Raw genomic sequence first — 24,409 nt, 5'->3', positions numbered from 1 at the left:
CGACAGGGGCAGCCAGGCTGCCCACAATGAAACCGGATTATTTGCTGTAAAAAGCGGGACGCGGTGGCATTTCCACTGGCTCAATTGCACCACTGTTTTGGGCTTTGAGGCAGGCATCAGCTGCGACAGAGGCAGCAAAGCCGTCCCAGGCTGAGGGTCCGGTCAGTTCACCCGCCTTCACATCGTTGATGAACGCCTGCAGCTCAACGTCATAGGCGTCGATAAAGCGATCTTTCCAGTCGACCAGAATGGTATTCGACAGTTTGGCCTCTTTACGCATCTGCACGGAGGAAGGCTCTGGCAGCTTAGCGATGCCGGTTTCGCCAACTACCTCACATTGAATGTCGTAGCCATAGGCGCAGTTAACAAAGATTTCGACATCAATACGCACGCCTTTCTGGGTTTCGAACAGGACGATTTGTGGATCTTTCAGTCTGGCGTGGGTTTTGGACGTCACACGGGGAAAAACCACCTGCACGCTTTTGTAATCATCATTGGTCAGCCAGCGCAGCACATCCAGCTCGTGGATCAAGGTGTTGGTGATCGCCATATCAGTGGTGTAGCTTTCTGGCACGACTGGATTACGGTGTGCGCAGTGCAGCATCAGTGGCTCACCGATTTCACCGTCCGCGATCACTTTTTTCAGCGCACGATAGCCGGCATCGTAAGGACGCATGAAACCAACCTGCACCAGACGCTTACCGTGTTTGATTTCAGCATCCACCACGCGGCGGCAGCCTTCTGCGCTCAGCGCCAGCGGTTTTTCACAAAATACCGGCTTACCGGCAGCAATCGCAGCCAGCGTAAACTCTTCGTGAGTCGGGTCCCAGGCCGTCACCAATACAGCATCCACTTCTGGCGACTGAATCACCTGATGACCATCCTGATAGACTTCCGCTTCGATATTCAGCCGTTGCAGCGCCGCACGCGCGCCGTCAACATTGATGTCCGAAACGGCAACCACTTTTGCGCCCTGTAATACATTGTTGCAGCGGCGAATATGTTCCTGACCAATTGCACCTGCACCAATCACGCCAAGTTTCAAAGTCATAATTGCACCTGTAGGGTTCTTTCAGATAAGAAAAAGGGGCCGGAAACCAGCCCCGAGATTAATACTTACGTGCCTGATCCAGATGGGCGTTGAGGTTATCGGCGACACCTTGAGTGCGTTCTGAATCCGAAGCCTGCGCCACGCCTACGTGCCACCAGCTGAAATATTTGTGCACCATGGTTTTTGGCAATACTTTGATGTCGATCAGCGTGGAAACCGTCTGTTTCTGCGCATCTTCCAGTGCTGCTTTGAGCTGATCGAGGGTGGTCACGCGATAGGTTTTACAGCCGTAACCGGCAGCAATAGCGGCAAAGTCGACGGGCACAAAACCGCCATCCAGTTTGCCGCCTTCCGGGTTACGGAAGCGGAACTCAGTGGTAAAGCTGTCCATACCGTGTTCCATTTGCAGATTATTGATACAGCCGTTGGTCATGTTATCCAACAGCACAACGTTGATTTTTGCGCCTTCCTGAACAGAGGTCACCAGTTCGGAGTGCAACATCATGAAAGAGCCATCGCCGACCAGCGCATACACTTCACGCTGCGGCTGCGCCAGCTTAACGCCCAGCGCGGCATTCACTTCATAGCCCATGCAGGAATAGCCATATTCAACGTGGTACGCATTGTAATCTTTGGTGCGCCATACGCGCTGCAGATCGCCCGGCAAGCTGCCCGCTGCCGCCACAATCACTGCATTCTTTGGGAGCTGCTCGTTTAAGGTGCCCAGCACGCTGCTTTGCGTCAGCAGGGATTGCGTCAAACGATTAAATTCCGCAAATACCGCTTCGCGATCAATATGATCGGCAATTTCAGGGATAAAGCCTTCGCTGTATTCCACCTGATAAACACGCTGCGTCTCTTTGAGTAACTTACTTTGTGCCTGCTCAATCTGACTGCCCCAGTCGTTGCTGTAATTTTGTGAAGCCAGTGCACTGCTCAACGCCGTAAGACCTTCACGCGCATCCGCCAGCAACTGCACACCATCCAGCTTGTAGCTGTCGAAATTGCTGACATTGATATTGAGGAAGCTGACATCGGGGTTCTGGAAAATCCATTTCGACGCGGTAGTAAAATCGGTATACCGCGTGCCAACGCCAATGACCAAATCTGCTTCTTTAGCCAGCAGGTTGGCCGCTAAACAGCCTGTTTCACCGACGCCGCCCACGTTAAGAGGGTGATCAGAAACCAAAGTGCCTTTACCTGCCTGTGTTTCCGCAAACGGAATCTGATAGCGTTCAGCGAACTGACGCAGCGCCTCACCCGCTTCAGAATATTTCACGCCGCCCCCACAAATAATAACTGGCTTACGTTTGCGGCTAATAAGCGTTAGCGCATCTTCTAACTGTGCTGCGGTGGGTAAACGACGATCCAGACGATGCACACGTTTCTGGAAGAAATATTCTGGGTAATCCCAGGCTTCGCCCTGCACATCCTGCGGCAGAGAAAGCGTTACCGCGCCCGTTTCAGCCGGATCGGTTAAAACGCGCATCGCATTGATGCAGGCCGTCATTAATTGTTCAGGACGGCTTACGCGATCCCAGTATTTGCTCACAGCGCGGAAAGCGTCGTTGGTGCTGATACTGAGATCGTAGCTCTGCTCAATTTGTTGCAGCACCGGATCGGGTTGACGTGTAGCGAACACATCGCCCGGCAGCAGCAACAGCGGAATACGGTTAGCGGTGGCGGTGGCGGCAGCAGTAATCATGTTTGCCGCGCCTGGCCCGACGGAAGAGGTACAGGCAATGATCTGACGGCGCAAGGACTGTTTGGCAAAGCCAGTTGCCGCATGTGCCATACCCTGTTCATTACGTCCCTGATGTACCACCAGATCGCCGCTATCCTGCTCCAGCGCCTGGCCCAGGCCAAGAACGTTGCCATGTCCGAAAATAGCGAAGATGCCTTTTACAAACTTAGTTTCAACGCCATCAACATTAATATATTGATTATCAAGAAATCTAACTAACGCCTGCGCGGTAGTCAGCCTGATTGTGCCCATATGCTCTTCCTTTACATGCTGGTGGTACCTGAATTCCGGTACAACGCGTGAAGCGAAGTAAGATGTCGGAAAAGGCGACCAGGGATAATTGAAACGTGAGGCGATTATAAACAAATATTTTTTCCATAAAACATGATTACAGAAGAAACATTTCATTTTGCGAGTGAGATCAAATTTAAGGACGTAACGGGATGCTGAAAAAGGCTTTATGATCGAAAAGTGGAATATTCAGTAAGCTTAAGCCATATATAAGAAATTTCATTTCACTTCAGTAGCTTCCTTTATTTATTCAGCTACTCCTGAGATCTGCCTCACAAGCCTGAAATGGCAAGGAGCGATGTGACTCATGCCTTGTGGGTTTGTACGCTTTCCAGAGTTTTACCTGGTTCACAAAATCGCGACATACGTTTCATTTCATATTGAATTTGGAATTTTTATTCCCCATACTGCCCTCATAGCCAATCGGGCACCTTGAGACCCCGGAAGCAAAGCGCGCGATGTCGGGCTTTTCGCCGACAGTGTCTGCTTATCACAGAAGGAAACCACAGGTATGAGTACACAACAGAAGCGGCTTGATGTGATTTGTATCGGGCGCATCGCCGTCGATTTTTATGGCCAGCAGATTGGTGCACGCTTAGAAGATGTCACCTCTTTTGCCAGGTATCTCGGCGGTTCATCGGGAAATGTCGCTTACGGTACCGCCATTCAGGGGTTAAAGTCCGCCATGCTGGCACGTGTGGGTGATGAGCATAACGGTCGCTTCCTGCGTGAAGAATTGCAGCGCGTGGGCTGTAATACCGAGGGATTGATCACTGATGAGAAGCGCCTCACGGGTATGGTTATCCTCGGCATTAAAGATGAAGAGACCTTTCCGCTGATTTTCTACCGTGATAACTGCGCTGATATGGGGCTGGTGCCGGAAGATATTCAAGAAGAGTTTATTGCGTCTTCCCGCGCTGTGGCGGTGACGGGTACTCACTTATCCCATCCACAAACGCGCGAAGCTGTGTTGAAAGCGTTAAAAATCGCCAAAAGCAACGGTCTGCGCACCGCGCTGGATATCGATTATCGACCGGTATTATGGGGGCTGACCTCACTGGGTGACGGTGAAACGCGTTTCATTGAGTCCGCGCAGGTAACGCAGCAGTTACAGGAAGTGGTGCATTACTTCGATTTGATAGTAGGAACCGAAGAAGAGTTTCATATAGCCGGTGGCAGCACCGACACACTGACCGCACTGAAGAACGTGCGCCAGGCAAGTCAGGCGACACTGGTGTGCAAACGTGGCCCGTTGGGCTGCGTGGTTTTTGAAGGAGACATTCCTGATAGCTGGGAAAAGACCAGACTGCACACGGGCGTGCGCGTCGATGTGTTAAACGTGCTGGGCGCGGGCGACGCCTTTATGTCTGGCTTGTTGCGCGGCTGGCTGAACGATGAAGGCTGGGAACAGGCCTGTCGTTATGCCAATGCTTGCGGTGCGCTGGTGGTTTCTCGCCACGGCTGTGCACCCGCTATGCCAACCAAAACCGAGCTGGATGATTTCCTGAGCCGCGATACAGAGGTGAAACGTCCCGATCGCGACAGCCGATTAAATCATCTGCACCGCGTAACGACACGCAAACAGCAGTGGCCTGAGCTGTGTGTTTTTGCTTTTGATCACCGTAAACAACTCGCCGATATGGCGCGGGAAGCTGGCGTTGATGAAAGCGGGATCCCACAGTTGAAACGGTTGCTGTTAAAAGCAGCGGAAGAAGCAGCACAGGAAGCGGGCTTGCAGAACAAGAGCGGTATTCTGGCGGACACCACCTATGGTCAAAAAGCCCTGAACGCCATCACCGGAAAAAACTGGTGGATTGGTCGCCCGGTTGAGCTGCCAGGTTCACGTCCGCTACGCCTGGAGCACGGCAATATCGGCTCGCAATTAATTGACTGGCCTGCCGAACACGTCGTGAAGTGTTTGGTTTTTTACCATCCCCATGACAGCGCCGAACTGCGCAAAGAGCAGGACGATGTCATTCTCGACGTGTGGAAAGGTTGTAACAAGAGCGGCCATGAACTGCTACTGGAAGTGATTTTGCCTGAGAGCAATCCCGATCATAGTGAGTCTTATTATCTTGATATACTCAGCCATTTTTACAGCCTGGGTATCCAGCCAGACTGGTGGAAATTGCCCCCACTGTCCGCAGAAACCTGGGAGGCCATCAGCGGCCTGATCGAGCAACAGGATCCATACTGTCGCGGCATTTTGCTGTTGGGTCTGGATGCACCAGAAGAGAAGTTGAAAGCGGGCTTCGCCGCAGCTGCAAAAGCGCCCTGGGTAAAAGGCTTCGCCGTAGGCCGTACCATTTTTGGTCAACCTTCACGTCAGTGGCTGCAAGGCGAGCTGGATGATCAGGCGCTGACAGAGGTCGTGAAAAGCAACTATTTACGACTCATTGAGTACTGGCGCGCCGCGCGAGAATGAGGTGAGGGTCGGGCGCGAACCGGCGCGGGTTTCGTTCGCTGCGCGAACAGGCGCTGGTTTCGTTCGCTGCGCCAACGGGCGCTGATTTCGTTCGCTGCGCCAACGGGCGCTGAGAAGGTTTCGTTCGCTGCGCGAACAGGCACGGAGAAGGTTTCGTTCGCTGCGCCAACGGGCGCTGATTTCGTTCGCTGCGCGAACAGGCACGGGGAAGGTTTCGTTCGCTGCGCCAACGGGCGCTGATTTTGTTCGCTGCGCGAACAGGCACGGGGAAGGTTTCGTTCGCCCGGCAGCCGGGCAGTTTCATTTTCCCCGCTGCAGGCGACCGACAAGGGTTGCTGAGCGGCAACCCTTGACCCGCGCTTCCGGCCTGCCCGCCCGCCGCTCCGCGGTCCCTTCGCTCTTTCTGGATTTCTGACGGAACGGCTGAATTCACCCTCCGTGGTTCATTCCAGCCTCTTCGCGGCATCCATGCCGCTCGTCCTGAAATCCCTCATCCGCTCAGCGTGCAGGAAGGCCTCTGACAAACCCCCGCTGCACCCGCAGCTTCCGTTCTTTACAGACTTCATGGCGGTGAGTTTTTGAGTTTTGCGTTTCAAAATCTCAGACAACACCTTGTTAAGGCATTAATTCAGAAATCAAAGGCGGGGGCTGGTGGAGGCATCCGGCGCGCTGAGGAAAGAGCGCAGGCCAGGATGAGCCGACAGGACGTCGGCGAGAGGCCGGAACGCGCCAGGGACTGGCAAGTCCGGGCGGTCCGTCAGGCCGCAGCGAGAGACGAAGGTACAGCAGAGGCTGCCGGGCGCGGGGATTGTTAAGGGGCCGCGACGCCCCCTTGACACGTCCGCCTGCACGGAGGTGCTGAAACTGCCCCACGCCTGGCGGGCGGAACCTGCACAGAGTGTTACCCGCACGGCGGGTTTTGTTCGCTGCGCGAACCGGCGCTGATTTCGTTCGCTGCGCGAACCGGGCGCTGAGAAGGTTTCGTTCGCCCGGCAGCCGGGCAGTTTCATTTTCCCCGCTGCAGGCGACCGACAAGGGTTGCTGAGCGGCAACCCTTGACCCGCGCTTCCGGCCTGCCCGCCCGCCGCTCCGCGGTCCCTTCGCTCTTTCTGGATTTCTGACGGAACGGCTGAATTCACCCTCCATGGTTCATTCCAGCCTCTTCGCGGCATCCATGCCGCTCGTCCTGAAATCCCTCATCCGCTCAGCGTGCAGGAAGGCCTCTGACAACCCCCGCTGCACCCGCAGCTTCCGTTCTTTACAGACTTCATGGCGGTGAGTTTTTGCGTTTCAAAACCTCAGACAACACGAATCTGTTTTAATAAATAAAAGGATCACAGGCGGGGTTGGTGGAGGCATCCGGCGCGCTGAGGAAAGAGCGCAGGCCAGGACGAGCCGACAGGACGTCGGCGAGAGGCCGGAACGCGCCAGGGACTGGCAAGTCCGGGCGGTCCGTCAGGCCGCAGCGAGAGACGAAGGTACAGCAGAGGCTGCCGGGCGCGGGGATTGTTAAGGGGCCGCGACGCCCCTTGACACGTCCGCCTGCACGGAGGCGCTGAAACTGCCCCACGCCTGGCGGGCGGAACCCACACGGAGTGTTTACCCACACGGAGTATTTACCCGCACGGCGGGTTTTGTTCGCTGCGCGAACAGGCACGGAGAAGGTTTCGTTCGCCCGCCAGCCGGGCAGTTTCATTTTCCCCGCTGCAGGCGACCGACAAGGGTTGCTGAGCGGCAACCCTTGACCCGCGCTTCCGGCCTGCCCGCCCGCCGCTCCGCGGTCCCTTCGCTCTTTCTGGATTTCTGACGGAACGGCTGAATTCACCCTCCGTGGTTCATTCCAGCCTCTTCGCGGCATCCATGCCGCTCGTCCTGAAATCCCTCATCCGCTCAGCGTGCAGGAAGGCCTCTGACAAACCCCCGCTGCACCCGCAGCTTCCGTTCTTTACAGACTTCATGGCGGTGAGTTTTTGCGTTTCAAAACCTCAGACAACACGAATCTGTTTTAATAAATAAAAGGATCACAGGCGGGGTTGGTGGAGGCATCCGGCGCGCTGAGGAAAGAGCGCAGGCCAGGACGAGCCGACAGGACGTCGGCGAGAGGCCGGAACGCGCCAGGGACTGGCAAGTCCGGGCGGTCCGTCAGGCCGCAGCGAGAGACGAAGGTACAGCAGAGGCTGCCGGGCGCGGGGATTGTTAAGGGGCCGCGACGCCCCCTTGACACGTCCGCCTGCACGGAGGTGCTGAAACTGCCGCACGCCTGGCGGGCGGAACCCACACGGAGTATTTACCCGCACGGAGTGTGTTTACCCGCCTGGCGGGCGGAACCTGCACGGAGTGTGTTTACCCGCACGGCGGGCGGAACCCGCACGGAGTGTTTACCCGCACTGCGGGCCGGACCACCCCTACCCCTTCATTTTGTGAGGCATTTCATAATCCGATGAAATAAAGACCTCATTCGGCGCAAACAAATGAAATTTTCCATCCATCTGGTACTATAGCGTTCATTATCCAGCCAATATTCTTATTAAACGGGCAGAAGTAATGACCAACAACCCAACTCAACTTTCCCTGTTGCAGGACGATATTCGTAGCCGCTATGAAACACTTAGCAAACGTCTAAAACAGGTTGCTCGTTATATCCTTGATAACAGTAACAGCATTGCTTTCGACACTGTGGCATCCATTGCTCAACAGGCGGATGTGCCGCCCTCCACGCTGATCCGCTTTGCCAACGCCTTCGGCTTTAGCGGCTTCAATGAAATGAAACAAGTCTTTCGTCAGCATCTGATGGAAGAAACCGTTAACTACACTGAACGCGCGCGTCTGTTCCGTCAGACATCCACTGATGACAGTGCCAGCGCACCCGAAAGTCCGGCAGAGATCCTGAACGTCTTCACGATGGTCAATAGCCAGGCGTTACAGCAGTTGGCGATGCAGGTTAATCCGGACCAGCTAAATAAAGCGGTTAAGCTGCTAAACGACGCTGAAAATATTTATGTGATTGGCTTGCGTCGCTCTTTCAGTGTTGCCTCGTATCTGGTTTATGCGCTGCGTCATCTTGAGCGTCGTGCCTTTCTGATTGATGGTTTGGGTGGCATGTTCACCGAACAGCTCAGCCTGGTGAATCCTAAAGATGTGGTAATCGCGATAAGCTATTCGCCTTATGCGCGTGAATCGGTTGAGGTGGTTGAACTCGGCGCGAAGCGCGGCGCGCATCAGATTGCCATTACCGATAGTCAGGTTAGCCCACTGGCGGCGTTTAGTGATGTCTGCTTCGTGGTGCGTGAAGCGCAGGTTGATGGCTTCCGTTCTCAGGTCGCGTCATTGTGTCTGGCACAGACCCTGGCCGTTTCTCTCGCTTTAAATAACGCTACGGCTCAGTAAGTTTCAGCCCTAAAAAAGCAGCCTCGCTGGGCTGCTTTGTTAGGGCGTTTTATTTAACTGCGCGGATAGTTATCACTGTTTATCCAGGCGTGATCTTTCTCCCAGGTAAATTTCCACAGCCGTACCGGTCCTGCCATGACATTCAGGTAATAGTTGTTATAACCGGCGATAGTCGCCACCGGATGATAACCGCGCGGCACAGTGACGACATCGCGGTTATAGGGTGCCATACATTCATCCAGTGAACGATCGTCGGTGTAAACGCGCTGCATGGCGAAACCCGGTTCTGGATCAAAACGGTGATAATAAGTCTCTTCCAGACAGGTTTCGTTTTCGCTGTTTTCCTGATCGTGCTTGTGGCTCGGATAAGAACTGGTATCGCCCTCATCGGTATAAACTTCCACTACCAGCAGGCTGTCCGCTGGCTTATCATCCGGCAGGATGTTATGCACCAGGCGCTTGTTTCGGCCTTTGCCACGCTGCTCAACACCCACATCATCAGGCGAAATCAGGCGTGCCGGTAAATTGCCCTGACCCGGTGCATTACAGACTGCCAGCTCAAGATCGCTGTCAGCGCGCACTTCCACTTCGTCATTGTGCGGCACATACACCGAATAAGGCGGAATGCGTTCGAAAGGTGACATACGTTTGCCGATGCCAGGAAAATCAGCATGGCGCGTTTTCACCGATGCCAGCCCTGCGACTAACACCAGACAAAGCTCTTTATCGCCGCTGGTAAGACGCAGGGTTTCTCCTTTTTCAGCAGGTAAGCATCGAAGCCGACATAACGCCAGCCCGCGCTTTCCGGAGTGACATGCTGAATGCGGCCCTGGCTATCTGGCTGTTGCGCTTTCGAAAGTAAAGACATCCCAATCCTCCTGTTAGCCCAGCGTTGGCATACTGAATTCTGACACGGTTTGCTGACCGCTCGGCCAGCGTGCTGTGGCGGTTTTCATTCGGGTATAGAAACGCACGCCGTCCGGGCCATGCACATTGAGCGCACCGAATACTGAGCGTTTCCAGCCACCAAAGCTGTGAAAAGCCATAGGAACCGGAACCGGTACGTTGACACCGACCATGCCCGCTTCAACATCCTGTACGAATTCACGCGCGGTGTGGCCGTTGCTGGTAAAAAATGGCGCTGCCATTGCCAAATTCGTGGCTGTTGACCAGTTTTAACGCCGTTTCATAGTCTGGCGCACGCATGATGCTCAGGACCGGTCCAAAAATTTCTTCACGCCAGATCACCATGTCAGAGGTGACATGATCGAACAAGGTGCCGCCAACATAATAGCCTTCCGCATGATCTGCGACCTGATAGTTACGTCCATCTACCACCAGCTTCGCACCTTCCTGCTCACCTTTATCGATGTAGCCAAGCACTTTTTTCTGATGCGCCGCCGAAACCACAGGGCCCATCTCATTCTCTTCTGCACCTTTATTGATACCAGGCCCCACGCGCAGGGCTTTGACCAGCGGTGTCAGGCTGGCGATCAATTTGTCTGCGGTGTCATCACCAACAGCAACCACTACCGGTAATGCCATGCAGCGTTCACCTGCCGAACCAAACGCACCGCCCATAATGGCGTTAACGGTGGCTTCCAGATCGGCATCGGGCATAACAATGGCGTGGTTTTTCGCTGCGCCAAACGCCTGAACACGTTTACCGTGAGCACTGGCCGTTTTATAAATATGCTCTGCCACACCGGAAGAGCCGACGAAACTCACGGCGGCGATACGCGGATCTTTATACAGCTGTTCAGCATCTTCATTTGAACTGTGAACCACGTTAAATACGCCATCAGGCAAACCCGCTTCGGTTAACAGTTCAGCCATACGCACTGTCGCTGACGGATCCAGCGCAGGTGGCTTCAGAACAAAAGTGTTACCGCACGCCAGGGCAATGGGGAACATCCACAACGGCACCATCGCCGGGAAGTTAAACGGCGTGATGCCTGCAACAACGCCAACCGGCTGCATCAGCGAAAAGCTGTCTACGCCAGTTCCGACATTCGGCGAATATTCCCCTTTAATCAGATGCGGAATACCGCACGCAAACTCAATGACTTCGATGCCGCGCGTCAGTTCACCCAGCGCATCAGACCAGACTTTGCCGTGTTCAGAAACAATCAAGGCCGCCAGTTCATCACGGTGCTGTTCCATCAACGCTTTGAAATTAAACAGCACGCGGGCACGGCGTAATGGAGAGGTTTTTGACCATGCCGGAAACGCATTGTGTGCCACTTCAATCGCCTGGGCGACTTCATCAGCGGTACTTTGCGTCAGTTCGCGTACCACTTTGCCGGTTGCTGGATCATAAACAGGAATGGTTTCGTTGCTGGCGCTGTGGGTGATTTTACCGCCAATAAAGTTTCCTACGATATTCATGTTGTTGCCTCTTTGAAGGTTCACGTTCCCTGCAGACTGAGTGTGCTAAGCGTCACGTTGCCTGACCAGGCAAAGCCAAAAGCGTGATATGAAGCTATTACAGTGGAATAAATTTTTCAAATAATTCTTTTTGGAAAATTTTCTTTTAGCGGCACAGATCGCATTTTTTCTTCTGGCTGAAGAGATCACTGTTTAAGCTCCCGATTACCTGTGAAAAGGGGTGCTTAAGCCCGGCAATCGTGTCAGAACGGTGACGCTTCCTTCCTGCTATTTGAACGTTGAAAGCCCATCGCAAAAGTGATTCGCGAACCGAAATATGAAATTATTGCGAAGCAGATCTAATAATTAACGTTTCATTATTTCCTGACAATGAAATAAATGTTTTCTTTAATTCCATCTTACCCCTCTCTATAACAGGAGCCATAGCATGGCCATCGATCCCACTCGTTTCTGTATTAATCGCAAAATTGCCCCAGGCCTCTCGCTGGAAGCTTTCTTCCAGCTGGTACAACGGCTGGGACTGAGCAAAGTAGAACTGCGTAATGACATGCCGAGCGGCAAGGTGACAGACGATCTCTCCCACGCGCAGCTGCGTGCATTAACAGAAAAATATGATATTGAGATCGTTACCATCAATGCGCTCTATCCGTTCAATCGCGCTGATGAAGAACTGCTGGCGAAAGCGGAAGCGTTGTTAGCAGAGGCGCAAGGCATCGGGGCCAAAGCACTGGTGATGTGCCCGCTCAATGAAGGTGTGGCGATTTCGCCGGAGCAGACGCTGGAAGCGATGCAAAAACTGGCACCGCGCTTTGCGCACTACGGCATACAGGGGCTGGTTGAGCCACTGGGTTTTCCGGTGAGTTCGCTGCGATCGGCAGTGCAGGCACAGCGATTAATCCGTGATGCGCAGGTGCCCTTTAAGCTGGTACTGGATACCTTTCATCATCATCTGTATGAAAATGCTGAACAGGCGTTTCAGGCAGAGATTGATGTTAATCAGATCGGCCTGGTACACCTTTCAGGTGTAGAAGATACGCGCCCGACAGCTGAATTAACCGATGAAGAACGCATTATGCTGAGCGACAGTGATGTGCTGAATAGCGTGGCGCAGGTGAAACGACTGGAGATGCTGGGCTATAAGGGAATTTACGCCTTTGAGCCTTTCTCGTCGGAACTCAGTAACTGGACACCCACCGAAATCGAGCGTCAGATCCGTCACAGCATCGCACTGCTGCAAGCCTAATCCTCTGCGCGGAGCAAAGCCGGTGCTCCGCGTGACCTTACCCTTATCTGTGTCTCGTGACACATTTTTTGGCCTCGGTCGGAGGCCGCTTTTTTACCCTTCTTTGATCTCTGCAACAGGCTCATCGGGCTGACGACGAATCATGCGCAGCGTACAAAACAGGGCGAAACAGACCAGCAGTGCCGTCAGCAGATAAACCAGCGGGATCCCGGCATAACTCATGATAAATCCGGCAATCGGCCCGGTAATACCCAGTGACAAATCCATGAATGCCGTATAGGTTGCCAGCGCACTGCCCTGGTTTTGCTGCGGTACCACTTTTACCGCGACGACGCCGATTGCCGGAAAGACCAAAGAAAAACCTGCGCCGGTCAGGAAAGCCCCCGCTTTCGCCATCCACGGATCGAAGGCACCCGCGACCAGAAACAGGCCCACTGCTTCTACGGCCAGGCAAACGCTGGCGACCCGCAAGCCGCCATGGCGATTGATCGCATTGGGAAACAACAGGCGTGCGCCAACAAACGCGGCGCTGAACATCGTCAATGCGAAGGCTGCACCGTCCCAGCCTTTAGCCTGATAAAACAGCGTAATAAAGGTGGCGATGACGCCAAACCCTGCCGAGCCCATCGCCAGGATCAGTCCAAAGCCGGAAATTTTACCCAACACCGCCCGGAAAGGCAGCGGTCTGGCTTTGCTGCCTGTCACGGCCGGACGTGGCAGCGCCAGGCCAATAGCGGCCAGACAGATAATCACGATGATTAGCGATAACCACAGCAACCCACCCATACGGAAAATCACCACGCCAAGCGGCGCGCCTATCGCCATGGCGCCGTAGGTTACGATGCCGTTCCAGGAGATAACCCGGCCAATATGCAAAGAGCCGACGCGCGCCACGCCCCACAGTGACGTACCGGTTCCGGCGAAGCTCTGACCAATGCCAAGAATTAAACGTCCCACACACAGCAGCGCCAGACTCAATGTTGGCGTGCTGAGCGTCAGTGCCGCCAGCAAGATGCATAATCCGCTAATCAGACAGCCCACCAGGCCAAACACCACCACTTTTTTCGGCCCCCACAGATCAGCATAGCGTCCGGCATGGGGGCGGCTCAGCAGTGTGGCGAGATATTGCAGGCTGATCACTAAACCGGCCCAAAAGGCGCTGTAACCCAGCGTGTCATGGACGAAACCGGGTAACACTGCCAGCGGCAAACCAATGGTGAGATAGCTGGCAAAGTTGTACATCACAATGGAAAGGATCAGGAGGGTAATCTGAAAACTACGTGGTGCAGATCCCATTGCAGGTTGGTCTGGCATGAGTAATTGCGCTCGTGTTTGACTAAATTTTTATGCTTGAGTATTCACTATACGCCTTTTCACCCGGCGCGCATCATAACGCCTGCTAATGATGCCTGGCTGTTTATCTTTTCACCACGCCCCCTGCCGGGATGCGCCTCCACTAAACTCTAAAGAAAATAAGAGTTTGCTGGCACGCCTGAATTCAGGTTCGTGTGCTCAGCGCCAGTCTGGCTGTCAGAGGTGAGCGATACGCTGGCAGCCTTTTCTACAGCATCGGGCTGGCACTGGCAGCTGCTCTCTTTGCCAGCGTGCTCGTTTTTTTACTGCGTAATACGTGGCGAAAGGCAAAAGAGGATCATGGGGGCTGATACATCGCCGTACCGATCTTGTCGTTTCTCTGATAAATCAGGCCGTTAATTTTGCTTCAGCTACACTTTCTTCAGCCAATTTGATTATCAGGAGAGGGAATGTGAGTGAATTACAGCAGGAAAAAATTGGACAAAATATACTGATCAAACTGGCGATGCTGGTCATCATCCTCGCTGGCGTGCGGGCTGCTTCTGAAATTTTAGTGCCTTTTTTACTCTCCGCTTTTTTGGCAATCGTGCTTAATCCGCTGGTAAGCCTGTTGATGAAGCGCGGATTTCGTCGTGGGTTAGCCATTACGCTGGTGATCACGGTGATCTTCTTTGTGATGTTACTGCTGATAGCCGTGCTTGCCAGCTCAGTCAGCGAGTTCTCCGATCTTTATCCGCAGATACGTGCCACCATGGAACAAAGAATGGTGGTGGTTCAACAGCTGGCGGCGCAGTTTCATCTGAATGTTTCCACCACAACATTAGTTGAGCGATTTGATCCCAACGCAATCATGAATGTGGCCACCCTGGTGCTCACTCAGTTCTCAGGCATGATGACTAACATCTTTCTTTTGATACTGACGGTGGTATTCATGCTGTTTGAAGTGCATCACCTGCCTTACAAAATGCGTAATTCTCTGGTGAACCCCAAGATTCGCATTGCAGGTTTGCACAAGGCGTTAAAAGGGGTGACGCACTATCTGGCCCTGAAAACCGTAGTGAGTTTAATCACGGGCGCGTCAGTCTGGTTAAGCCTGTTGCTGCTGGACGTTAAGTTTGCGCTGCTGTGGGGCGTGGTGGCATTTATTCTCAACTTTATTCCTAACATCGGGCCGATTATTGCTGGTATCCCACCCGTTATTCAGGCGTTATTACTTAACACGGTGTTCGATGCCTTTATGGTAGCCGCACTGTTCGCGGCAATTCATATGGTATTTGGCAATATGCTGGAGCCACGGTTAATGGGACGCGGCCTGGGTTTATCCACGCTGGTGGTGTTTTTATCATTAATCTTTTGGGGCTGGCTGCTGGGACCAGTGGGAATGCTGCTCTCAGTACCGCTAACCAGCATTACTAAAATTCTGATGGAAACCACGCCAGGCGGCAGTCGTCTGGCGATTATGCTTGGCACCGGACGGCCTAAGCGCGTTAAAGGATTAACCAAGTAAGCGTTGCTGCACGTGTCGCAAATGATCTTCCATTGCGGTACGTGCAGCGGCTTCATCCCCTGACACAATCGCCTCAGCAATACGCTGATGATCACTGTTCATATCGTGAGCAAAAGCATTGTCAGCATAGTGGCGCTCAAGCCGTCTGAAGTGTGGACTGTTACGCTTGTTCCACAAATATTCCATCATATCGCGCAGCAGGTCATTGCCGCTCATCTCGCTGATCAGTAAGTGGAAACGTTTATCCTGCTCAAGAAACGCGGCATCATTCTCACTGAACTGCTGTAACGCGATGGTTAATGCCTGTAAATCGGCGCGCTGCTGTGCAGTGCCGTTACGTGCGGCAAAGGCAGCCAGCATGCCCTCAAAAGCCTCACGCGCCTGAAGCAAATCCTGCAGGCTAAAGCTTTCCACCGCTTTGTCGGTGCTTTGCGGTAGCAACTGCGCCACGTAAACACCGTTGCCGGTACGGATATCGACCCAGCCGGTCATTTCAAGTGCAATTAATGCTTCACGTACCGAAGAGCGGCTCACGCCGAGCTGTTTCGCCAGTTCACGCTCGGGTGGTAATAGCCCGCCAGGAACAAAATCCCCTTCTTTGATGCCGTCCATAATCGCATTAGCAATCTGACGATAGAGACGTTCCGTTTTGAGTACGGTTAGCGCCATCCTGTTCTCCTTGTCGCAAGCGGGTAGACGAAGTGCCGCAGCGATCACATTTTTTCATGCTGCGATCCCGATCACGGCCTTTACTGGGTCACTATCATACTCTTGGTCCAGCGGCCTGACCACTGGGCCAAATCACATAAGGAGTGAAAATGGAACACACTTGGCGTTGGTATGGCCCGAACGATCCGGTTTCGCTGGATGATGCGCGTCAGGCAGGCGCAACGGGCATCGTCACGGCGTTGCATCATATTGCAAATGGCGACGTCTGGCCGGTGGAAGAGATCAAAGCGCGTCAGGCATTGCTGGCGGAAAAAGGATTAGTCTGGTCGGTGGTGGAAAGCATCCCGGTGCATGAGTCCATTAAAACGCAGCGTGGCGATTATCAACGCTATATCGCTAACTATCAGCAATCGATTCGCAATCTGGCGAGCTGCGGCATCGATACGGTGTGCTACAACTTTATGCCGGTTCTCGACTGGACGCGCACCGATCTGGCCTGGGAATTACCGAATGGCGCAAAAGCATTACGCTTTGATGCGGATGCCTTCGCCGCGTTTGAACTGCATATTTTGCAACGTCCCGGCGCTGAGAAAGATTACAGCGCAGCGGAACAAGAGACAGCCAGCCGCTACTTTGCGGCGATGAGCGATGATGAAAAAGCGACGCTGGTACGCAATATCATTGCAGGTTTACCCGGTGCAGAAGAAGGCTACACGCTGGAACAATTCCGGTCACAGCTAGCGCAGTACAACGGTATCGACAAGGCCAGACTGCGTGAACACATGGCGACTTTTTTACGTGCTATCGTGCCGGTGGCGGAAGAAACAGGCATTAAGCTGGCGGTTCATCCTGATGATCCACCACGTCCAATCCTCGGCCTGCCGCGCATTATTTCTACTCAGGAAGATATGCAGTGGCTCAAAGAGACGGTGGATAGCCTGCACAACGGCTTCTGCTTCTGTACCGGTTCATACGGTGTACGCGCCGATAATGCCCTGGTTGAAATGGCCAAAACCTATGCCGATCGCATTAACTTTATTCACCTGCGCGCCACCAAACGCGAAGATAACCCCAACAGTTTCCATGAGGCGGCGCACCTTACGGGCGATGTTGATATGGTCGGTGTGATTAACGTGATTTTGGCCGAGGAGCAGCGTCGTCGTCAGGCGGGTAATCAACGTGCGATCCCTATGCGCCCCGACCACGGTCATCAGATGCTGGACGATTTGCACAAACGCACCAACCCAGGTTACTCAGCCATTGGCCGCCTGAAAGGTCTGGCGGAGCTGCGCGGCGTGGAAGTGGCGCTGCGGCAATGTTTTTTCCAGGATTGATTGTCACACTCAGCCCCGTTGCGGGGCTTTTCACGCTTACTACGCCGCACTCCATACCAAACGATCGGTCAGTGCCTCTACGTTGATCGCGTTCGGCAGCGTTTTTAACCCACTGAACAGATCCGATCCCTTCTGTACCTTAGCGATCTCTTCCGGCATCACGGCCCGAATATCACCAGAACCGTCAATGATATTGCCGTCAATATCAATCTTAACTAATGTTTCAGGACAGGCGTCATCCCACGCTTCCGTAAGCCTTAAGGCTCATCGCCCGACACCCATCACGCAGAAGAGAGGTCAATATGCTCGGGGCAGCGTGGCTTTGCAGCTAAAACCTTAGTCTGAGCACGCTTTACCCGCGTTGGCCACTCGGCGCCGCTTACGCACTGTTGCAGGGAAGATGCAGCCAGGGCTGCCATACTTCTGTCCGATCCGTGTCACCGGGAATCTGTTTGCAATACATCCTGATACGACCTTTTTTGCGCGGTGAAATGCCAAAAATTTGTCAATAAATGCAATGTCCGGTCGATAATTGACCTGACGCAGTTTTGAAAATAATCAAAACGCTACCCTGCACTGCTCGAGGACATGCTATGCTGCGCTGTCACAATAGCACCTCCTCAAAACGGATAAACATTCAGAGGATTTTGCGGTGCCGCCACTGAAACGAAAACGCGACTTCGCAAAGATAATCATTATTTTTGCCGGTGCGTTGCCATTGATTCTTGGCCTGATTCTTACAGCGATCGATGCTCGCCATACGGTCCACCAACAGCAGGCAAGTGCCGCCAGTATGCTTTTATCTCAGGCTGAGAAAATGAGTGACACCGGCTGGGACATGATTACGTCTTTGCGTCAGTATCATTATCGCCCCTGTAACGAAATTGAAGATGAGTTGCAGCGCAAAGGCACGCTGAATGCCTATTTTCGTGCCATTGGAAAAATGCAGGGCGATTCCATCACCTGCTCCTCAGCGTATGGACTGAACGCAGGCTCGTTTAGCGAAATGATTCGCCGTGAGCCGCCGATCACGGGTCGCGCCTGGTGGAGCTTGTCAATTGCCGGTACGGCTGGCGTACCCGATCGTCCTGCGGTGATATTTGTACGTCAGTTACCAGACAGTGAAGGTTTTTGGGCGATTATCGACGGTCAGTATTTAATTGATTTTATGAGCGCCATCGGCAAGTCGCATGGTTATCAACTTTCAATGCGTTTTGACAACGGCGCTCCTGTCTCTTTCGGCAACCAGGATTTAGCACAAAGCCGCTTTTTTGAGGCGCAGCCCTATCAGACAACCTCAAATCGTTACCCGATAAGCGTGAGCATTATTGCCCCCGGCTCGGAGGTATCACGCGCATGGGGTCAGGTATTGTTTATCTTTCTGCCGGTGGCGGCGGTGTTTTCCATTCTGCTGATGATACTTACCGCTAACTGGCTGCAACGCCGAATTTCATGGCGTGATGAGATTCGCCGCGCCATCAATGCTCGCCAGTTCAGGGTTCATTATCAGCCGGTTTATAACAATCAACTTCAGCGATGTACGGGCGCAGAAGCGTTAATGCGCTGGACGCTGCCCAATGGCGACGTCATTCGCCCTGATATTTTTATCAGTGCCGCCGAAGCGGAAGGGATGATTGTGCCGCTGACGCGCCATTTAATCGAACTGATCGTAGAGGATGTTCAGGCGTGGCAGGTTGAGCCGGGATTTCATCTGGCCATTAATGTTGCCGCCGAGCATTTACAGCATGCTGAGTTTGTCAGCGATATGCTGGCATTTGCTGCCCGCGTGGAGCATAAGCAGTTTACCGTTACGCTCGAATTAACCGAGCGCAGCCTGATCAAAGATGGTGATGAGGTTGCGCTCAAACTGGAGCAGTTACGCGCAGCCGGTATGAAAGTTGCCATTGATGACTTCGGTACAGGTCACTGTTCGCTCAGCTATTTACAAACATTCTCGCTGGACTATCTGAAAATCGATCGCGGCTTTATTAATGCGATCGAGTCGTTAGGCGGCGAAACGCCGGTGCTGGATGCCATTATCAACCTGAGCCTGAAATTGCGTCTGAAAGTTCTGGGTGAAGGCGTCGAAACAGCGTTACAGCTTCTTTATCTGCAACAGCGCGGCGTGGTGTTTATCCAGGGCTACTATTATGCGCGGCCAATGGACAACGCCACGCTGATCACCTGGCTAAAGAGAAAGGCCCACGGCCTATTCACGCTGAGAAAGATGATCACTCTGTGCAGCGCCCTGGGTGATGTTTGCAGTATGTATTTGCTGGGCGGATCAGATCGCATCGGCTTTATTCAGGCAAAACAAACCTGTATTTACTGCTTCAACAGCGGCGCGCGTCGTTTCATGGCGACGCGTAATGCGACTTCCACCGGATCTTCTTTGGTTATTCGCGAACAGACTGGCTGAAAAGATTGCATATTGCGTCGCTGATTAATGCGTTTCAGCGTCGGCATTAGCTGCCCAACCAGCCGCTGATACTCCTCGGTTTGCGACATGTTATTGCCGGATGCGGTTTGTAACCACTTACCAGGCTGCTGAAGCTGCTGACCGTCTTCCCTGCTCTGCTGTGACAGCCAGCCAGCCTGGAGCCAACCGTTTGCGTCCTGCAACAGATCATCAGAATGTTGCGTCAGTTGATGCAGTACCTGCTCAGTATCCTGATTACACTGGAGCCAGACGTGTGGGCGCGTGTCGACGGAAAAGGCCTGTCGATGCGCGGGCACCGCATTCATTAATTTTTTTTCTACACTGTCGAGTTGTGACAGCCAGGGATTATCGAAGGGTCGAACCGCTTTCCTTGTCATGTATCCTCCGCAGACATGAGGCGCAGAGTATTACCGAAGGTTTTAGATCTGGCAAGTTACATCTGTCTTTAAATTAACACATAAAAATAACTTACCTTTAACGTCATTACGCCGCAAAAAAAGGGGCTTTGGCGCTTGCGCAGAAAGCCATCAATCGAGAGCTACTGGCAATATTTTCCAGGGCTTTGGCATGTCTCACTTGCTCGTCAGAAATGGTCATTTTCAGCTCAAACATGACAAAGATCACACAAAAACGGTATACTCTGTCGCGTGATGCAATAATTTCAACAGGAATTATTGTGATTATGGCCAAGGGAAAACGCCCCATTAAGGCTATGCTTAAATTTCCTCAACGCAGCGGTCTGAAGGCATTTGCTCGGTTCGCGCCGTTGAGGACTTTCATGTTCTATTACAGGGTAATTCTATGAAATTGCGTAGGAAGCGTGTAAAACCGATTGGGCTTGATGACGTTACTATCATCGATGATGCCCGTTTACGTAAAGCCATCACCGCGGCCTCTTTGGGTAACGCGATGGAGTGGTTCGATTTTGGTGTGTATGGCTTTGTTGCCTACGCGTTAGGTAAAGTCTTTTTTCCGGATGCCTCACCCGGCCTTCAGATGATTGCTGCACTCGGGACTTTCTCGGTTCCCTTTCTGATTCGTCCGCTAGGCGGCTTGTTCTTTGGCATGCTGGGCGATAAATATGGTCGCCAGAAGATACTGTCAATAACCATTGTTATCATGTCGATAAGTACTTTCTGTATCGGCCTGATACCTTCTTATGCCTCCATTGGCATCTGGGCACCGATTCTGCTGTTAGTCGCAAAAATGGCGCAGGGCTTCTCAGTCGGTGGCGAATATACCGGAGCATCTATCTTCGTCGCTGAATACTCCCCTGACCGCAAACGCGGCTTTATGGGTAGCTGGCTCGACTTTGGTTCCATAGCGGGCTTTGTACTTGGCGCGGGTTTAGTTGTGCTGATCTCAACCATTATTGGTGAGGAGCGTTTCCTGTCGTGGGGCTGGCGCCTGCCGTTCTTCCTGGCACTGCCGCTCGGTATTATCGGTCTTTACCTGCGCCATGCGCTGGAAGAAACACCCGCATTCCAGCAGCATGTAGATAAGCTGGAGCAAGGCGATCGTGAAGGCCTGCGCGATGGACCGAAAGTTTCGTTCAAAGAGATTGCCACCAAACACTGGCGTAGCCTGCTGGCCTGTGTGGGACTGGTTATTGCGACCAACGTGACCTATTACATGTTGCTGACCTACATGCCGAGTTACTTATCGCATAACCTGCACTACTCGGAAGATCACGGCGTATTGATCATTATTGCCATCATGATCGGTATGCTGTTTGTTCAGCCGGTCATGGGCATGTTAAGCGACCGCTTTGGTCGCCGTCCGTTTGTGATTATTGGCAGTATTGCTCTGCTGCTTTTTGCCATTCCCGCCTTCATGATGATTAACAGCGGTGTTATCGGGCTTATCTTTGCCGGGCTGCTGCTGCTGGCGGTGATCCTCAACGCCTTCACCGGTGTGATGGCCTCTTCACTGCCCGCCATGTTCCCTACGCACATTCGTTACAGTGCATTAGCCAGCGCCTTTAATATCTCCGTGCTGATTGCCGGTCTGACGCCAACGCTTGCCGCCTGGCTGGTAGAGACCACCAGCAATCTCTACATGCCAGCTTACTATCTGATGGTCATTGCGGTAATTGGTTTGGTGACGGGCATTTACATGAAAGAGACGGCGAACAAGCCGCTGAAAGGCGCCACACCTGCCGCATCTGATTTGGCTGAAGCGCGTGAAATTCTTCAGGAGCATCACGATAGCATCGAGCAAAAAATCGAAGATATCGACGAAGAAATTGCCCGCCTCGAAGCAAAACGTAAAACCCTGGTGCAGCAGCACCCGGACATTAACGAGTAACTGCTCTCTCCCGCCGCCTGGCGGGAGATTTTTTTCTTCTTTTGCCTTAAGCCGCACACAAACCTTCATCCCTTGTTGACAAAGGGAGTAAACTATTGACACTTTTTTATACTGGTAAGCAATGATTATGTCTGATTATTCTCTTATCCAGCGCCCAAGAAGGCTGCGCTCCAGCGCGTCGATGCGCGCAATGTTTCAGGAATCCTCTCTCAGCGTGAACGATCTGGCACTGCCAATCTTCGTTGAAGAAGGTGTTGATGATTATAAAGCGATTCAGGCTATGCCTGGCGTGGTCCGTATTCCGGAAAAACGCCTCGCTTATGAGATTGAACGTATTGCTAAAGCCGGTATTCGCTCGGTTATGACGTTCGGCATTTCTCACCATCTTGATGCCACCGGCAGCGATGCATGGAATGAAAATGGCCTGGTCGCGCGTATGTCGCGTATTTGCAAAGATACCGTGCCCGAAATGATTGTGATGTCGGATACCTGTTTCTGTGAATACACCAGCCACGGCCACTGCGGCGTGCTGTGCGATCACGGTGTCGATAACGACGCGACGCTTGTCAACCTTGGCAAACAGGCTGTTGTTGCGGCAGCAGCCGGTGCTGACTTTATCGCACCTTCGGCAGCAATGGATGGTCAGGTGCAGGCGATTCGCCAGGCTCTGGACGCCGCTGGCTTTACCCAAACGGCAATTATGTCTTACTCCACCAAGTTTGCTTCGTCTTTCTACGGCCCGTTCCGTGAAGCGGCTGGCACTGCTCTGAAAGGTGACCGTAAGACTTACCAGATGAATCCCATGAACCGCCGTGAAGCGATTCGTGAATCACTGATTGATGCTGCTGAAGGCGCTGACTCGTTAATGGTTAAGCCTGCTGGCGCTTATCTTGATATCCTGCGTGATATTCGTGAACGCACTGAGCTGCCGCTGGCTGCCTACCAGGTCAGTGGTGAATACGCGATGATCAAATTTGCCGCACAGGCCGGTGCTATCGATGAACATAATGTCGTGCTGGAAAGCCTTGGTGCCATTAAGCGCGCCGGTGCCGACCTGATCTTCAGCTACTTTGCCCTCGATCTCGCTGAGCAAAAAGTGCTCTGATCCCTTCTCTGCAGAGAGCGCCTGTATCGCTACAGCCGCTCTCTTTTTCTTAGCCGCAAGGCAAACCCTGGAATAACGGGCGCTGCGATGCGTTTAAAAACGCAAAGCCTGCACAGGTGCCGCGTGCCTGATGCCTTTACTGGCGAGCCAGATCGTCAATCAGCGTCTGGTTAAACTTCGCTGGCTCTTCCATTTGCGGCGCGTGTCCCATACCAGGGAATTCAATCAGCCGTGCGCCAGGGATCTGCTTCGCCACCGCCTTCCCCAGCACGTTATAATCACCCAGCTTCGCTTTCACTTCTGGTGAGGCGATATCGCTGCCGATCGCGGTTGTATCAGACGTACCGATAAGCAAAGTGGTGGGCACTTTAAGATCTTTAAATTCGTAGTACACCGGCTGGGTAAAAATCATGTCGTAAATCAGGGCAGAGTTCCATGCCACCTTCTTATGGCCCGGCCCGTTGTTCAGCCCGGCCAGCATATCAACCCATTTGTCATATTCGGGTTTCCAGCGCCCCATATAGTAGGTGTTCTGCTCATACTTTTTGATGCCAGCGGCGCTGAGCTTTAATTCACGTTGATACCATTGATCAACGCTACGCCAGGGCGCGCCTTTGGCTTTCCAGTCTTCCAGCCCAATCGGATTCGCTAATACCAGCTTTTGCGTTTGCGCCGGATACATGAGTGCATAGCGGGTCGCCAACATACCGCCGGTGGAATGGCCGATAATTATTGCTTTCTCAACGCCCAGATGACTCAGTAGCTGATGCGTATTTTCAGCCAGTTGCTGAAAAGTGTATTGATAGTTAGCCGGCTTGGTTGAACTGCAAAATCCAATCTGATCCGGCGCAATCACACGATAACCTTTCTGGCTCAGTGCACGAATCGTCTCTTCCCACGTCGCGCCGCAGAAGTTTTTACCGTGCATCAGCACCACGGTTTGACCATTGGCATTTTGCGCAGGTTTGACATCCATGTAGCCCATACTGAGCGGCTGTTGCTGTGAGGAAAAATTAAAATGCTGCAAAGTATAAGGATACTGAAATCCTTCCAACTGCTCGCCATAGACATTGGCGGCGATAGCCGGTGCGGTGCTGAATAAAGCCAGCGAGGTGAGTATGCCAAGCGATTTCTTCAACACGTGTGTCGGGCTCATCCTGGTTTTCTCCATGCGATAAAAAGGAGTTTAAGCCTGGCACGCCGC

The 24,409-nt window shown here is 53.0% G+C and carries 16 protein-coding genes and 2 pseudogenes; 8 read left to right on the top strand and 10 right to left on the bottom strand.

Going from position 1 to position 24,409, the window contains the following annotated elements:
• Nucleotides 1–37 precede the first annotated feature (37 nt).
• A complete protein-coding gene (locus O3W44_RS13695) occupies nucleotides 38–1,051 on the bottom strand; it encodes a Gfo/Idh/MocA family oxidoreductase (RefSeq protein WP_269293500.1) in 1,014 nt (337 codons plus the stop codon).
• Nucleotides 1,052–1,109: 58 nt separating this feature from the next.
• Nucleotides 1,110–3,047 carry a 3D-(3,5/4)-trihydroxycyclohexane-1,2-dione acylhydrolase (decyclizing) gene (iolD, locus tag O3W44_RS13690; protein WP_269293499.1) on the bottom strand — a complete coding sequence of 646 codons (1,938 nt, stop codon included), beginning with the start codon at nucleotides 3,045–3,047 and terminating at the stop codon, nucleotides 1,110–1,112.
• Nucleotides 3,048–3,597: 550 nt separating this feature from the next.
• Here iolD and O3W44_RS13685 point away from each other — a divergent pair.
• Both O3W44_RS13685 and O3W44_RS13680 read left to right on the top strand, forming a co-directional pair.
• Complete coding sequence (locus tag O3W44_RS13685; RefSeq protein WP_269293498.1) at nucleotides 3,598–5,511, top strand: bifunctional 5-dehydro-2-deoxygluconokinase/5-dehydro-2-deoxyphosphogluconate aldolase; 1,914 nt, start codon at nucleotides 3,598–3,600, stop codon at nucleotides 5,509–5,511.
• Nucleotides 5,512–8,055: 2,544 nt separating this feature from the next.
• Nucleotides 8,056–8,898: a MurR/RpiR family transcriptional regulator gene (locus O3W44_RS13680; RefSeq protein WP_269293497.1), complete on the top strand. Its 843-nt coding sequence runs from the start codon at nucleotides 8,056–8,058 to the stop codon at nucleotides 8,896–8,898.
• Nucleotides 8,899–8,951: 53 nt separating this feature from the next.
• Here O3W44_RS13680 and iolB read toward each other — a convergent pair.
• Together iolB and O3W44_RS13670 are read right to left on the bottom strand one after the other, a co-directional pair.
• Nucleotides 8,952–9,766, bottom strand: a pseudogene (gene iolB / locus O3W44_RS13675) (5-deoxy-glucuronate isomerase).
• Between the two features lie 13 nt (nucleotides 9,767–9,779).
• Nucleotides 9,780–11,286 (bottom strand): annotated as a pseudogene (locus O3W44_RS13670) (CoA-acylating methylmalonate-semialdehyde dehydrogenase).
• Between the two features lie 427 nt (nucleotides 11,287–11,713).
• Between O3W44_RS13670 and O3W44_RS13665 the strand changes: the two are divergent.
• Complete coding sequence (locus tag O3W44_RS13665) at nucleotides 11,714–12,529, top strand: TIM barrel protein (protein ID WP_269293496.1); 816 nt, start codon at nucleotides 11,714–11,716, stop codon at nucleotides 12,527–12,529.
• A 93-nt stretch (nucleotides 12,530–12,622) separates the two neighbouring features.
• On the opposite strand, the gene O3W44_RS13660 is transcribed toward O3W44_RS13665, so the two are convergent.
• Entirely contained in the window at nucleotides 12,623–13,843 is a 1,221-nt protein-coding gene (locus tag O3W44_RS13660; RefSeq protein ID WP_269293495.1) for an MFS transporter, read from the bottom strand.
• Between the two features lie 451 nt (nucleotides 13,844–14,294).
• On the opposite strand from O3W44_RS13660, the gene O3W44_RS13655 reads away from it, so the two are divergent.
• Nucleotides 14,295–15,350, top strand: a complete 1,056-nt coding sequence (locus O3W44_RS13655; RefSeq protein ID WP_269293494.1) for an AI-2E family transporter — start codon at nucleotides 14,295–14,297, stop codon at nucleotides 15,348–15,350.
• Here the strand turns inward: O3W44_RS13655 and O3W44_RS13650 are convergent.
• Nucleotides 15,339–16,019, bottom strand: a complete 681-nt coding sequence (locus tag O3W44_RS13650; protein ID WP_269293493.1) for a FadR/GntR family transcriptional regulator — start codon at nucleotides 16,017–16,019, stop codon at nucleotides 15,339–15,341. The genes O3W44_RS13655 and O3W44_RS13650 overlap by 12 nt on opposite strands.
• A 149-nt stretch (nucleotides 16,020–16,168) precedes the next feature.
• On the opposite strand from O3W44_RS13650, the gene uxuA reads away from it, so the two are divergent.
• Nucleotides 16,169–17,353 (top strand): mannonate dehydratase, encoded by a 1,185-nt coding sequence (gene uxuA, locus O3W44_RS13645; RefSeq protein ID WP_269293492.1) that lies wholly within the window; start codon nucleotides 16,169–16,171, stop codon nucleotides 17,351–17,353.
• A gap of 39 nt (nucleotides 17,354–17,392) precedes the next feature.
• Here uxuA and O3W44_RS13640 read toward each other — a convergent pair whose 3' ends face one another.
• A complete protein-coding gene (locus tag O3W44_RS13640; protein ID WP_269293491.1) occupies nucleotides 17,393–17,515 on the bottom strand; it encodes a hypothetical protein in 123 nt (40 codons plus the stop codon).
• A 490-nt stretch (nucleotides 17,516–18,005) separates the two neighbouring features.
• On the opposite strand from O3W44_RS13640, the gene O3W44_RS13635 reads away from it, so the two are divergent.
• Nucleotides 18,006–19,772 carry an EAL domain-containing protein gene (locus O3W44_RS13635; protein ID WP_269293490.1) on the top strand — a complete coding sequence of 589 codons (1,767 nt, stop codon included), beginning with the start codon at nucleotides 18,006–18,008 and terminating at the stop codon, nucleotides 19,770–19,772.
• Here O3W44_RS13635 and O3W44_RS13630 read toward each other — a convergent pair.
• Both O3W44_RS13630 and O3W44_RS13625 read right to left on the bottom strand, forming a co-directional pair.
• On the bottom strand, nucleotides 19,679–20,170 hold the full coding sequence (locus O3W44_RS13630) for a hypothetical protein (RefSeq protein WP_269293489.1): 492 nt from the start codon (nucleotides 20,168–20,170) through the stop codon (nucleotides 19,679–19,681). The two genes, O3W44_RS13635 and O3W44_RS13630, sit on opposite strands and share 94 nt — an antisense overlap.
• 106 nt (nucleotides 20,171–20,276) lie before the next feature.
• The gene (locus O3W44_RS13625; RefSeq protein ID WP_269293488.1) at nucleotides 20,277–20,498 is read right to left on the bottom strand and encodes a hypothetical protein; all 222 of its coding nucleotides are present in this window, start codon (nucleotides 20,496–20,498) and stop codon (nucleotides 20,277–20,279) included.
• A 96-nt stretch (nucleotides 20,499–20,594) separates the two neighbouring features.
• Between O3W44_RS13625 and proP the strand changes: the two genes are divergently transcribed.
• Entirely contained in the window at nucleotides 20,595–22,100 is a 1,506-nt protein-coding gene (gene proP, locus O3W44_RS13620) for a glycine betaine/L-proline transporter ProP (RefSeq protein WP_269293487.1), read from the top strand.
• Between the two features lie 127 nt (nucleotides 22,101–22,227).
• Nucleotides 22,228–23,205, top strand: coding sequence for a porphobilinogen synthase (gene hemB / locus O3W44_RS13615; RefSeq protein WP_269293486.1), 978 nt, complete (start codon nucleotides 22,228–22,230; stop codon nucleotides 23,203–23,205).
• A gap of 136 nt (nucleotides 23,206–23,341) precedes the next feature.
• Here hemB and O3W44_RS13610 read toward each other — a convergent pair whose 3' ends face one another.
• On the bottom strand, nucleotides 23,342–24,361 hold the full coding sequence (locus O3W44_RS13610) for an alpha/beta fold hydrolase (RefSeq protein WP_269293485.1): 1,020 nt from the start codon (nucleotides 24,359–24,361) through the stop codon (nucleotides 23,342–23,344).
• Nucleotides 24,362–24,409: the final 48 nt, after the last annotated feature.

This window comes from Pantoea sp. LMR881 (assembly GCF_027157825.1).
Taxonomy (GTDB): Bacteria; Pseudomonadota; Gammaproteobacteria; order Enterobacterales; family Enterobacteriaceae; genus Pantoea; species Pantoea haifensis.
Note: the sequence above shows the minus strand (reverse complement) of the source record. Positions and strands in the feature narration are given on the sequence as shown.